At 65.4% G+C, this 13401-nt stretch carries 9 protein-coding genes and 1 pseudogene; 5 read left to right on the top strand and 5 right to left on the bottom strand.

Annotated features, from left to right (window positions below; genetic code table 11):
- Nucleotides 1-128: 128 nt before the first annotated feature.
- The 4 genes from WI560_RS01545 to WI560_RS01530 all read right to left on the bottom strand — a co-directional run bounded on the left by WI560_RS01545 (nt 129) and on the right by WI560_RS01530 (nt 4224).
- Nucleotides 129-929, bottom strand: a complete 801-nt coding sequence (locus WI560_RS01545) for an AraC family transcriptional regulator (protein WP_257179299.1) — start codon at nt 927-929, stop codon at nt 129-131.
- 193 nt (nt 930-1122) lie between these two features.
- Nucleotides 1123-1779, bottom strand: a complete 657-nt coding sequence (locus WI560_RS01540; protein WP_375306618.1) for a glutathione S-transferase family protein — start codon at nt 1777-1779, stop codon at nt 1123-1125.
- Nucleotides 1779-2942: an acyl-CoA dehydrogenase family protein gene (locus tag WI560_RS01535; protein WP_375306617.1), complete on the bottom strand. Its 1164-nt coding sequence runs from the start codon at nt 2940-2942 to the stop codon at nt 1779-1781. Before WI560_RS01535 ends, WI560_RS01540 begins: the two co-directional genes overlap by 1 nt.
- A gap of 145 nt (nt 2943-3087) precedes the next feature.
- Nucleotides 3088-4224, bottom strand: coding sequence for an acyl-CoA dehydrogenase family protein (locus WI560_RS01530; RefSeq protein WP_375306616.1), 1137 nt, complete (start codon nt 4222-4224; stop codon nt 3088-3090).
- A gap of 230 nt (nt 4225-4454) precedes the next feature.
- Between WI560_RS01530 and WI560_RS01525 the strand changes: the two genes are divergently transcribed.
- Complete coding sequence (locus WI560_RS01525) at nt 4455-6005, top strand: long-chain fatty acid--CoA ligase (protein WP_375306615.1); 1551 nt, start codon at nt 4455-4457, stop codon at nt 6003-6005.
- A gap of 57 nt (nt 6006-6062) precedes the next feature.
- Here the strand turns inward: WI560_RS01525 and WI560_RS01520 are convergent, their stop codons facing one another.
- Nucleotides 6063-6833, bottom strand: coding sequence for a multiprotein-bridging factor 1 family protein (locus WI560_RS01520; protein WP_375306614.1), 771 nt, complete (start codon nt 6831-6833; stop codon nt 6063-6065).
- A 187-nt stretch (nt 6834-7020) separates the two neighbouring features.
- On the opposite strand from WI560_RS01520, the gene WI560_RS01515 reads away from it, so the two are divergent.
- The 4 genes and pseudogenes from WI560_RS01515 (at nt 7021) to WI560_RS01500 (ending at nt 13340) form a co-directional block, all read left to right on the top strand.
- Nucleotides 7021-9282, top strand: a complete 2262-nt coding sequence (locus WI560_RS01515) for a marine proteobacterial sortase target protein (protein ID WP_375306613.1) — start codon at nt 7021-7023, stop codon at nt 9280-9282.
- A gap of 179 nt (nt 9283-9461) precedes the next feature.
- Nucleotides 9462-10022: pseudogene (locus tag WI560_RS01510) on the top strand (class GN sortase); the annotation flags it as partial.
- Between the two features lie 142 nt (nt 10023-10164).
- Entirely contained in the window at nt 10165-12381 is a 2217-nt protein-coding gene (locus WI560_RS01505; RefSeq protein ID WP_375306612.1) for an acetate--CoA ligase family protein, read from the top strand.
- Between the two features lie 137 nt (nt 12382-12518).
- Complete coding sequence (locus tag WI560_RS01500) at nt 12519-13340, top strand: MlaD family protein (protein WP_375306611.1); 822 nt, start codon at nt 12519-12521, stop codon at nt 13338-13340.
- The last annotated feature ends 61 nt before the right edge of the window (nt 13341-13401 follow it).

The raw sequence follows: 13401 nt of genomic DNA, 5'->3' as shown, positions 1-13401 counted from the left end.
GCGGCTTCTTGCGCGGAGAAGCTGGAAAAGGGCGAGCTTTCGTAGGGTGGGCAAAGGCGCTCTTGCGCTGTGCCCACCGCGTCTCGATGGTGGGCACGCTTCGCTTTGCCCACCCTACGAGGGCGGAGTTAACTCGCCTCCGCCAGCCGCACCGTCTCGGTGCTGCGGTAGATCGCAAGGTCGCGCGAGCCGACGAAGATCGCGCGCGGCTTCAACCCGTAGAAGCGGCGGATCGAGTGGCTGAAATGGGTCGAGTCGGGATAGCCGATGTCCTGCGCGAGATGGGCGAGGTTGAGATCCTGGTTGGCGAAGTGCAGCAGATGCCGCGCGCGCTTCCAGGCGCGGAAGGAGCGGAAGGAGATGCCGGTCTCTTCCTTGAACAGGTGCAGGAAGCGCGAGGCGGACAGTCCGGCTTCGGCGGCGCAAGTATCGGCTGTCACCGGCTCGCCGGAGAAGCGCTCGATGCGGGCAACGGCCCGGGTGATGCGCGGATCGAGCACGCGGCGCGGCAGCGCCTCGCCAAAGCACATCTCATCGAACTCGGCGGTGGTGATGTCGCCGTAGCGGCGCTGGCGCAGCAACGCGTAAGCGGCGAGGATCTTGCGGGCATAGGCGGCTTTGTCCGGCCCGCGCAGCCGTGTGGCGAGGGCCTCGATCACGCCGTCCGGCATGCTTTCCGGCTCCAGCGTCACGCTGATGACGGTGCGATAGTCGCTGGCGATGGTGTGCCGCTGGTTCGGCAGGGTCACGAGCAATTCGTCCGAGGTGTGGACGTCGTCGATCGTCAGATGCAGGCTGCCCTTCACCGCGACGTAGACATGGCAGCAGCCGGGGGTCCGCTTGCGCGGGCGCCCGAGCAGACCGGCATAGAAGACCCGCTCCGGCGTGATCAGCATCAGATGGTCGGATTCGCGACCTTTATCTTCCATTGGGTTCCTCCTCGCGCGGCTCTCTGGCCGCTGCGGACGGAGGTCACCTTAGCGGAAATTTGGCCGCTGTCACGATGGGATAGCGCTGTCATGAAAACAGGCATCGTCGTTCCGGGGCGATCCGCAGGACCGAGCCCGGAACCTCGAGATTCCGGGCTCGATGCTTCGCATCGCCCCGGAATAACAGCCTGTCTTACGGCCTCGCCCTCGGCGCAACATTCTGCTCGACGCCAGCCTTCTGCTCCGCGGCAACAGCGCGCTTGAAACCGTCGCGCTGCTGCAAGCGTGCCCAATAGGCTGCGACATTTGGCCCAAAATCCTTAGCGAGGCCGATAGTGTCGGCGAGGCGAAGCGCGTATCCGATGACAATGTCAGCGGCGGTGAAGCGGCCGGCGCACAATGTTTCAGCATTGGCGGTGGCTGCCTCGACGGCGCGCAGTCGGCCCAAGAACCATTTGGCATAGTCGCCGGCGACCTGCGGGTTGCGACGCTCCTCCGGCTCGAGCTGGGTGTATCGGAGCACCAGCGTCTGCGGAAAGGTTAACGTGGCATCGCTGAAATACATCCAGTTCAGGAAGGCGCCATAGGCGGGATCCTCCGGTCCGACCATCAGCGGCGTCGGGCCGTGTTTGATGCCGAGATAATGGCAGATGCCGGAGGACTCGGTCATCTTGGTCTCGCCGTCGACCATGAAGGGAATCGTGCCGAGCGGATTGAGCGCAAGATATTCCTTGGCGAAGACGCGCGGCGGGAACGGCAACATCTTCAGTTCATAAGCCAGCCCCATCTCCTCCAGCATCCAGAGCGGACGGAACGAGCGCGCGGCGTCGCAGTGATAGAGCGTGATCATCAGGCGTTTCCCTTGCTCCCAGGCAACGTGCCCATCATCTTGCACAGGACCATCAGCATGACCTCGTCGGCACCGCCGCCGATCGAGGTCAGGCGGCTGTCGCGATAGGCGCGGCTGACCGGCGTCTCGTTGGTAAAGCCCATTCCGCCCCAATATTGCAAGCAGGCGTCGGTGAGCTCGCGGCCGAGCCGGCCGGCCTTCAGCTTGGCCATGGTCGCGAGCCGCGTCACGTCTTCGCCGGCGACCAGCTGCTCGGCGGCACGATAGATCAGCGCGCGCAGCAGCTCGACCTCGGTCTGCATCTCCGCGAGCTTGAAGTGCACGACCTGGTTGTCGAGGATGCTCTGGCCAAAGGCCTTGCGGTTGCGCGTGTATTCGATGGTCTGGTCGATGATGTATTCGTGCGACTTGAGGCAGGCCGCCGCGCCCCACAGCCGCTCCTCCTGGAACTGGATCATCTGGTAGGTGAAACCCTTGCCCTCCTCGCCGATCCGGTTGCGCTTGGGCACGCGGACATTGTCGAAGAAGATCTGCGCGGTGTCGGAGGAGCGCATCCCCATCTTGTCCAGCTTGCGCGCGACGGTGACGCCCTTGCTCTTCATGGGCACGCAGATCAGCGACTTGTTGCGGTGAACGGGCCCGTCGCCGGTATTGGCAAGCAGGCAGATCCAGTCGGCCTGCGTGCCGTTGGTGATCCACATCTTGCCGCCATTGATGACGTAATCGTCGCCGTCGGAGCGCGCCTGCGTCTTGATCGAGGCGACGTCTGACCCCGCGCCGGGTTCGGAGACACCGATGCAGGCGACGAAATCGCCGGAGATCGAGGGCGCCAGAAACTCGCGCCGCACCTCATCCGAGCCGAACCGCGCCAGCGCCGGCGTCGCCATGTCGGTCTGCACCCCGATCGCCATCGGCACGCCGCCGCAGGTGATGGCGCCGAGCTCCTCCGCCATCATCAGCGCATAGGAATAATCGAGACCGGAGCCGCCGAACTCGACCGGCTTGTTCAGGCCGAGGAAGCCGAGATCGCCCATCTTCTTGAACAGCTCGTGGGCCGGGAAGATGTCGGCCTTCTCCCATTCATCGACATGGGGATTGATCTCGTTCGCGATGAATTTTTGTAACGAACGGCGGATGTCGTCGTGGTCGGCGGTGAATAGCATTCTGCCCTCTTCGTCATTCCGGGGGCGCGCGAAGCGCGAACCCGGAATCCATTTCTCTACAGTGCATGCGGCCCGATGGATTCTCAGGTGCGCAATTGCGCACCATAGTTCGACGCTTCGCGTCGCCCCGGACTGACGGCGTCCGTCACAACCCCATCTGCCGCGACGCCAGATCCTTCATGATCTCCTCGGTGCCGCCGCCGATGGCGTTGACCTTGACCTCGCGATAGATGCGCTCGGCCTTGATGCCGCGCATGAATCCGGCGCCGCCGAAGATCTGCACGGCTTCGGAGGCACAGAACGCCATGGTCTGCGTCGCCTGGTTCTTCATCATGCAGATTTCCGCAACCGGGCTCTCGCCCTGTTCGAGCCGCCAGGCCAGCATCTCCAGCATTGCTTGCGAGGCTGCCACCTTCTGCGCCATGTCGACGATCTTGTGCCTGATGACCTGGTGTTGGGCGAGCGGCTTGCCGAAGGTCTTGCGCTCCTTGGCGTAGGCAATGGCCTCGTCGAGGCAGACGCGGGCGAAGGCGGTGCAGCCTGCCGCCATGCCCATGCGCTCGCTGTTGAAGTTCTGCATGATGATCTTGAAGCCCTGGCCCTCCTCGCCGATCAGGTTTTCGGCCGGCACGCGGCATTCGTCGAAATGCAGCGTCGCAGTGTCGGAGGCCCACCAGCCCATCTTCTTCAGCTTCGTCCGGGACAGGCCGGGCGTGTCTCCTTCGATCAGGAGCAGGCTGACGCCGCCCGCGCCCTCACCGCCGGTACGCACGGCCACGGTCAGATAATCGGCGCGCATGCCGGAGGTGATGAAGGTCTTCTCGCCGCTCACGACGTAGTGATCGCCGTCGCGCCGTGCCCTGGTGCGGAGGCCCGCGACATCGGAGCCACCGCCCGGCTCGGTGATCGCGAGCGCGGAGATCTTCTCGCCCGACAGCACCTGCGGCAGCACGCGCGCCTTCACCTCGGGCCGCGCCGCTCGCGCGATCGGCGGCGAGCCGATGGTGTGGCTCATCAGGCTGGCACTGACGCCGCCCGAACCGGCGCGCGCCAGCTCCTGGCTGGCCACGATCTTCATGAACTGATCGGCGGCGATCCCGCCATATTCCTCGGGAAATCCGAGTCCCAACAGGCCGATCTCCGCCGCTTTGCGATAGAGCTCACGGGGAAATTCGCCGGCCTCGTCCCATTCATGAGCGAACGGGGTGATCTCCTTGTCGACGAAGCGGCGCATCACGTCGCGGAAGGCGTCGTGCTCGGCGGTATAGAACGGGCTCTTCATTGGTCTCGCCCTGTTGGCGGATTCGCTGGTCCACCATGGCTGGAACATTTGCCATTCACTTGCGCAGAGTGGCTGACCGCAAGGAGCCGCTCCACCGCGGCCTACGGCCTAGCAACTCAACGCAAGACGATTTTCGTCGCGCACAGGCCAACTCTGGCGCAAAAAACGTTGCTGCACAGACTCCGGCTGGTCCCAGGGCCACGCCGGCATAGTGCGCAGGGGAGGTATTTTTGGCCGTTCGTTACTACGACTGGATCGTTCATCATGGCCGCCGCACTCCGAACAAGGTCGCGGTGATCGACCTCGCGAGCGAGCGCCGCTTCACCTATTCCCAGTTGGACGCCCGCGTCTCGCGCCTCGCTTCGTTGCTGCGCCATACGCTGAACGTCTCGCGCGGCGACCGCGTCGCGGTGCTGGCGCTGAATACGACCGATACGCTGGAGGTACAGTTTGCCTGCGGCCGCCTCGGCGCCATCTTCGTGCCGCTGAACACCCGCCTCACCGTTCCCGAGCTTCAATTCATCACCGGCGATTGCGCGCCGAAGGTGATGATCCACGACGTCGAGCTCGCCGAGACGGCGCTTGCCGTCGCCAAGCTCTGCGGCGTCGCGACCACCCTGCTGCTCGGCCCGGGCGGGTCCTACGAGGCCGGTATCGCGGCCGCAAAGCCGCTCGACCGCGCCGAGGAGGTCACGCTCGATGACGTCTCGACCATCATGTACACATCGGGCACGACGGGCCATCCGAAGGGCGCGACCATCACCCATGGCATGACCTTCTGGAATTGCGTCAATCTCGGCGGCCCTGCCTGCATAGGGCCATCCTCGGTGCTGCTCACCGTGCTGCCGTTATTCCACACCGGCGGTCTCAACTGCTACACCAATCCGGTGCTGCATGCCGGCGGCACCGTGATGATCATGCGCGCCTTCGATCCCGGCACCGCACTCGGCCTGATCAACGATCCCGCGCAAGGCATCAACGTGTTCTTCGGCGTGCCGGCGATCTACCAGTTCATGGCGCAGCATCCCGCGTTTGCGACGACCGACCTCAGCCGGCTGATCGTCGGCGGTGTCGGCGGCGCACCGATGCCGGTACCGCTGCTGAAAGTGTGGGAAGCGCGCGGCGTCGCCCTGCAACAGGGTTACGGCATGACCGAGACCTCGCCGGCCGTCCTGGTGCTCGATCGCGAGGATGCGGCGCGCAAGGCCGGCTCCGCCGGCAAGCCCGTGCTGCATACCGAAGTGCGCATCGTGCGCCCCGACGGCAGCGATGCCGATGTCGGCGAGCTTGGCGAGCTCTGGGTTAGGGGTCCCAACATCACGCCGGGCTATTGGAACAGGCCGGAGGCGAACAAGACCTCCTTCACCGACGGCTGGCTGCACACCGGCGATGCGACGCGCATCGACGAGGAAGGCTTCTACTACATCGTCGACCGCTGGAAGGACATGTACATCTCCGGCGGCGAGAACGTCTATCCGGCCGAGGTCGAGAACGTCCTGCATCAGCTCAGTGCCATCGCCGAAGCCGCCGTGATCGGCATTCCCGATCCGCAATGGGGCGAGGTCGGCCTCGCCATCGTCGCGGTCAAGCCCGGCCAGAAGCTCACCGAGGCCGACGTCTTGGCGCATTGCGCGGCCAATCTGGCGCGCTTCAAGTGCCCGCGCCAGATCCGCTTCGTCGACGCGCTGCCGCGCAACGCCACCGGCAAGATCCACAAACCGACCTTGCGCAAGGAATTCTCGGTGGCCTCGGAGGTCGACAAGAAGGTCGCCAACGCCTGACGACAGCGTCCATAGCGGGCGCTTTATTTTCCGGCGTGCCGGCCCGTCGGTCGCGGATTATTGCGTCAAGAACAGCGCAAAAGGCTCTTCCACCGTGCGGCGCAGATGCTTTCGATACAGGGCGTGATTGGCATCGCCAGGCGCAACCCGCCCCAGGGATGGCTGCGGGACGTTCCTGAGAGGCACGTAGGCGATCGGTGCTGCGATCGGCGTGAGCTGCGAACCAGGCCCTGCACGGAGCGTCGAGATGATGCCGTACATCTCGCCGGCAACGGTCGGCCGCGACACCGTGATCACGCGGTGCTGCCCGTGCTTGATGATGACGAGGTAGATGAAGCCGGACTGATGGGGAACGGCGACCTCGCCGGTATGCTCGTAGGCAGCATCGGTTCGATCGCCCTCGCGGAAGACCAGCGAAGAGACCTTCGGCTCCCAGACGATCTCCGTGCGGTAGGCGAAGATCGCGTCCTTGTCGCCAAAGGACGGTCGCAACGTGATGTAGACGTCTTCGAGCCAGGTCACGGCGCGATGCGCATAGGAGCCGAGGCTGTCGGGAGCGACATCGTTGGCGGCCTGAGGCGCCGGCACGACGGGACCTTTGCGCAAGGAAACGCCCAGTGCCTGCTCCAGCCGGACCGTCGTCGCCAGCGTGAATGGGCGTCGTCCGCCGAGCACCTTCTCCAGCGTCGAGAGGCTGAGCTTGGCCTGCTCGGCCAGCGCCTGCCGGGACATCCGGCGCCGGGCGAGCTCCTCGCGAATGGTCTCGGCGATCTCGCGGCTCTGTTCATCCGAAAGCTGCTTGTCGGAAACCTTGTCCTGCATCTGCATCGTTAGCCCTGCTCCAGCGCGGCCACTCTAGCAGGCCGGACAAACCAGCACAAAACCGCACATGGCCGCCCCGGCCACGGCACACCCGGCCGGCCGTGGCGGAACATTGCCGATCATTCTGCTCGCGAAAGCGGCCGCTCCCGGCGAATGCTCGGAGCCAGCAAACGCTTTCTCGGGAGCAGGCCAAATGGACACCTACGACACAGCCGACAACGACGAGCACCCCCTGTTGAAGGGGCTGATCAAGTTCGGATTGTTGCTCCTCGCTCAGGGTATCGCGGTGATGCTGATGGCCTTCGTGGCCCTGCTCGTCAGCTTCGGGACGAGTTGGTCGGCAACGACCGAGCAGGCCAGCCTGCTCCAGCCCGGCGATGCCAGATCCGGAAGCCTGCTCCTGAAGGACGGCGACGCCATCACGGAAGCGATCCGCCTCGGCATCGACGTCGACATCACGGTTTCCGGCCCGACCTTGCGTGCCCGGATCACTCAGGTGTTCCGCAACCCGAGCAAGGATTGGGTCGAGGCGACCTATGTCTATCCGCTCGCGGCCGGCGGGGCCGTCGATACGCTGAAAATGGTGGTCGGCGACCGCATCATCGTGGGAGACATCAAGGAGCGGCAGCAGGCGCGCGTGATCTACGAAGAGGCGCGCCGCGCCGGCCAGAGGGCCGCGCTCACCGAGCAGGAACGGCCAAACATCTTCACCAATTCGGTTGCCAATATTGGCCCCGGCGAAGCCGTGCTGGTGCAGATCGAGTACCAGGAGCCGGTGCATCAATCCGGCAACGAATATTCGCTCCGCCTGCCGCTGGTGGTCGGGCCGCGCTACAATCCGGCGCCGATCGTCCAGAGCGTCGACTTCCGCAAGGACGGATCCGGCTGGGGCGCGACGACGTCGGATCCGGTAGCGGATCGTGACCGCATCTCGCCGCCCGTGCTGGATCCCGCCAAGAACGCATCGGTCAATCCGACCAGCATCACGGTACGCCTGAACGCCGGCTTCGCGCTTGGCGAGGTCAAGAGCCACCACCATAACGTCAAGATCGACAGCCCGGACAGCGCGACACGGATCGTCACGCTCTCCGACGGCGTCGTCCCCGCCGACCGCGACTTCGAGCTGACCTGGAAGCCCGCCGCCGAGAAGGCGCCATCGGTCGGCCTGTTCCGCGAACGCGTCGGCAACGCCGACTATCTGCTCGCCTTCGTCACCTCGCCCGGCACCGAGCAGGCGACAAAAAAGCCGCTGCCACGCGAGGTCGTGTTCGTGATCGACAATTCTGGGTCGATGGGCGGCACGTCGATCGTCCAGGCCAAGGCGAGCCTCACTTATGCGCTCTCCCGGCTTCAGCCGACCGATCGCTTCAACGTCATTCGCTTCGACGACACCATGGACGTGCTGTTTCCCGCTTCCGTGCCGGCAGATGCCGCGCATGTCGGCGAGGCCACCTCGTTCGTGAGCGCTTTGCAGGCGCGCGGCGGCACCGAGATGGTGCCGGCGATGCGCGCAGCGCTGGCCGACAAGCTCGGCGACACCGGCATGGTTCGCCAGGTGGTTTTCCTGACCGACGGCGCAATCGGCAACGAGCAGCAATTGTTCGAAGCGATCACGGCGATGCGCGGTCGCTCGCGTGTCTTCATGGTCGGCATCGGGTCGGCGCCCAACACCTATCTGATGACGCGCGCCGCCGAGCTCGGCCGCGGGGCTTTCACCCATATCGGCTCGGTCGAGCAGGTGGAGGAGCGCATGCGCGGCCTGTTTGCCAAGCTCGAAAACCCGGCCGTGACCGGCCTCACCGCGAAATTCTCCGAGGCCAACGCCGACGTCACACCGGCGATCATCCCGGACGTCTATCGCGACGAGCCGCTGGTGCTGGCGGCAAAGCTCGACAAGCTCGCAGGCGCGCTCGAGATCAGGGGACGGGTCGGCGACCGTCCATGGTCGGTGACGCTGCCGCTGCAACAAGCTGCCGAAGGCAAGGGCCTGTCGAAACTCTGGGCCAGGCGCAAGATCGGCGACGCCGAAGTGGCGCGCGCCATGCGGGAGCTCGCCCCCGAGGAGGCGGACAAGGCGATCCTGGCGCTGGCGCTCGACCATCAGATCGTCACGCGCCTGACCAGCCTGGTCGCCTTCGACAAGACGCCGAGCCGCCCCGAAGGCGCGCCGCTCAAGCTCAGCGAATTGCCGATCAACCTGCCGGCCGGCTGGGATTTCGAGAAGGTGTTTGGCGAACGGCCGCAGATCCCGGCGCAGTTGCGCGAGCGCCATGCCGATGCAGCCGCCTCACCGGCCGCGCGGCGCCCGACGCCCGCAGCGCCCGATGCGATCCGCCTGCCCAAGACGGCGACCTCGGCCGAACTGAAAATGATCGCAGGCCTGATTCTGATCGTGCTCGCCCTTTTCCTGTTCGTGTTCAACCGGCGTCGGCCCTTGCTCACCAACGCCGCTTGAGAGAGGAGCTCCCCGACTCCTCTGTTAGCGCGCGCGGCTGCCTGTCCCGTCACCAACGGCCGCGCGCGCCCTTTTTTGCGGATGTCATTCCGGAGCGATGCGAAGCATCGAGTCCGGAATCTCGAGATTCCGGGTTTGGCTCTGCGAGCCGCCCCGGAATGACCAACAAAGAGATACAGATGCCCCGCCTCATCTCTCCTCTGGTTCTGGCCCTGATCGGCCTCTTCCTGTTCGGTGACGGCGCCTACATCCACGCCAAGGCGTGGCTCGCGCAGGTGCTGCTGGCGCGGGCGTTCGACCGAAGCGTCGCGACAGGACAGGCGGTGAAGCCATGGTCGTGGGCGGACACCTGGCCGATCGCCCGGATCGAGGTCAGGCGAATCGGCGCCAGCGCCATCGTGCTGGAAGGCGCGAGCGGACAGGCGCTGGCTTTTGGCCCCGGTCATGTCCAGCACACGGCCGATGCGGGCGAGCGTGGGACCGCCGTCTATGCCGCCCATCGCGACACTCATTTCCGCTTCCTGCGCAACGTCGTCATTGGCGACATCATCGATGTCACGCGTCGCGACGGTCGACATTTCCGCTATCGCGCGGATTCCGCGGATGTGGTCCGTTTTGATGCATCGGGCATCGAGGCCACGACACAGGGCTTCGAGCTTGTTCTCGCGACCTGCTGGCCATTCGACGCGGTCACCTCCGGCCCCGAGCGCTACATCCTCCATGCAACATTGATCGGAGCCGACACATCGCCTACCGCGCCGACGACACGCGGCAGCATCGCTCATTCCACCACACGGCATACCCCCGTGGTTGCCACTCCACCGGACTCGCCATAGAACGGAGTGGCACTCGACCAAGAAGAACAACAGGTGAGGTCACGGCATGGAAGCCCAGGTGTCCGCTGCGTCCGCGTTCCATCCATGGTCTCCGCCGTCCGATGCCAGCGACATCGTCAAGGGCATCCACGCGATGCTGCACCCGCGCAACATCGTGCTGGTGGGCGCGACCGACAAGCCTGGCAATTATGCCGAACGCATCTGGAACAATCTGGTCAAGTACGGCTACGAGGGCGGCCTCTATCCGGTCAACGCCAAGCGCGACACCATCTGGGGCGTTCCCTGCTACAAGGACTTTGCGAGCCTCCCGGAGAAGCCCGATCACGTTCTGGTGCTGGTGCCGGCGCGTTTTGCGGTCCAGGTGATCCGCGACGCCGCGGCGGCCGGCGCGCGCTCGGCCACGATCGTCACCTCCGGCTTCAGCGAGCTGCAGGATGAGGAAAGCCAGAAGCTCGCCGCCGAATTGCAGGCGGCCGTGCGCGAGACGGGGCTTGCGGTCACGGGCCCGAACTGCCTCGGCAATCTGAGTGCGGGCGAAAAGCTCTTCACCAACATCGACGACCGTGTCGTGACCATGGAGCAGGGCGCGGTGGCGATCGCCGGGCAATCGGGCGCGATCGTCATGGCGATCCGCCAGGCGCTGGAGGATCGCGGCGTCGGGGTCGGCTACATGGTGACGACAGGCAACGAGGCCGGGCTCGAGACGCCCGACCTGATGCGCTATTTCGCAGAGGATCCGAGCGTCAAGGTGATCGTCGTCTACCTCGAAGGCGTACGCAACACCAGGGCGTTCCGCGATGCCTGCAAGGCGGCGCGCGCCGCAAGCAAGCCCGTCATCGCGCTCAAGCTCGGCGCCTCCGAAGGCGGCCGCGCCGCGGCGATGGCGCACACCGGCGCGCTCGCGGGCTCGATCGAGACGTTCGACGCCGTTGCAACGCGCGAAGGCGTGATCCGGGTCGGCGGGCTCGACGAGCTGATCGAGACCACCGAATGCTTCGTCCACGCGGCCGTGCCCAAGGGCGACCGGCTCGCCGCCGTCACGCTGTCGGGCGGCAAGCGCGGCATGCTGATCGACGCCTTCGACGCAGAAGGCCTGAAGTTCGCGCCGCTGAGCCCGCATGTCAGCTCGGAGCTGTCGAAGATGCTCGGGCCGGGCTCGATCGTCGGCAATCCGCTCGATGCCGGCTTTGCCGCGGTCGTCGATCCCTCCGTCTATATGAAGTCGATCAAGCTGATGATCGACGATCCCGATATCGACATCGTCATCATCGATGCCGAGCTGCCGAAGGCGCCGCACGAGCTGCGCGAGCGCAATCTGCGCATCGTCGACGAGATGGCGAGCAAGGGCGGCAAGCCCGTGATCTATATCAGCGCGATGTCGATCGGCTTCACCGAGTACACCAAATCCCTGCGCAAGTCGCTGCCGCATCTCGCGGTGATGCAGGGCATGGACCGGGCGGTGACCGCGATCAAGTCGCTGCTCGCCTACGCCAAGCTGCGCAAGGAGGTGCCCGACATCGTCCCGAGCTCGGAGCCCGCCGCCCGCGCCGTGCTGGAGAAGGCGCTGAAATCGGCAAGCGGCGCCGCGCTCGATGAGGTCGCCTCGAAGAAGCTCCTGAAAGCGTATGGCATTCCGGTCTCGAAGGAGGCGATCGCACAGACGGCGACGGAAGCCGCAGAGATCGCCAAGCAGATCGGCTTTCCGGTCGTGGCCAAGGTCGTCAGCGCTGAGATCCTGCACAAGTCCGACATCGGCGGCGTGGTGTTGAACCTGAACAGCGCGGCCGAGGTGAAGAAGGCGTTCGCCGATATCACGGCCCGGGTGAGCAAGTTGAAAGGCAAGCCGAGGCTCGACGGCGTCCTGATCGCGCAGCAGGTCAAGGCCGAGCTCGAGCTCGTGGTAGGCGCCTCCCTCGATGCCGAGATGGGGCCTGTCGTGCTGTTCGGCACCGGTGGCGTCGACATCGAGCTGATGAAGGACGTCGCGCTCGCCGGCGCGCCGCTGGACGAGGCCGAGGCGCGGCTCCTGATCGGCCGTACCAAGGCCGGCATCAAGATGCGGGGCTATCGCGGCAAGCCGGCCCTGCACGAGGCCTCCGCGGTGAAGGCGCTGGTCGGCCTGTCCAATTTGATCGCGGATGCCGGCGACCGGATCGCCTCGATCGACGTCAACCCGTTCCTGATCAACACCAGGACCGGCGTGGCCGTCGATGCCCTGATCGTGCTCAACAACGCCGCGGCAAGGCGCGCGGCTGGCCATTGAGGCGCCGTAGCACGTAGGCAGAATCCGCCACTCCCTGCGACAGGCGAGAAAGGCGGCGGGTTACGCTTCGCTAACCCGCCCCCACTTACATTGCGGCCTGCTTCCAACTTCCCTGCTTTGGCCTTAGACTCAGCCTCATGGCACGTGCGAGCAATCTGGTGATCGGAACGGCGACGCTGGCGGTGATCGCCGTGGCGCTCGGCGGCGTGCTCGGCGTGCAGAAATGGCGCACCATCCAGAGCCGCAGCCAGCTGCGTGTGGTGTTCGAAGGCGGCTCCGCCAGCGGCCTGCGCCGCGGCGGGCCGGTCAATTTCGACGGTGTGCCGGCCGGCCAGATCCGCTCGATCAAGCTGGAGAGTCCGCGCCGGATCGTGGCACTGGTGATGCTCGATAATACCGCGCCGATCCGCAAGGACACTGTGGCGGGCATCGAGTTCCAGGGCCTGACCGGCGTCGCTGCGATCTCACTAATCGGAGGCGCGCCCTCCGCGCCACCGGTGCCGCTGGATTCGGACGGCGTCCCCGTCCTGACCGCCGATCTCAGCGACGCCGAAACCATCGTCGAAACCCTGCACAGCGTCGACCGCGCGATCGTCAGCAATGCCCCCGCAATCAAGGAGGGCCTAAGCACGTTCGAAAATTATACCGCCGATCTTCGCAGCAAGGGCACAGAGATCGATTCCGTCATGGCCAAGGTCGACAGCGCCTTCGCGGGCTTCGACAAGGCGGTCACGAAGATCGAGGGCGTGGTGCCCGGCTTCGTCGACGGCAAGGCCGACGAGCTGTTCGAGAAGATCAAGGGGCTGCACGAGCTTGCCGACACCATGAAGAAGAAGTCGGCGGGTTATCTCGAGGACATCCGTCGCTCGCTGCTCGATGTCAGCGAGGCCGCCAACAAGATGAGCGGGATACCAGCGCCGCCGCGCCCCCCGCGCCGGCCCACGGAGCAGAAGCGGTAATTCCTCTTTCTTACCCTCCCCTGGAGGGGGAGGGTCGGCTCACATGGAGCGTAGCGAAATG

The organism is Bradyrhizobium sp. A11 (genome assembly GCF_042077125.1).
GTDB lineage: Bacteria > Pseudomonadota > Alphaproteobacteria > Rhizobiales > Xanthobacteraceae > Bradyrhizobium > Bradyrhizobium japonicum_B.
The sequence above is the reverse complement of the archived record's forward strand: the minus strand, read 5'-3'. Positions and strand labels throughout refer to the sequence as shown.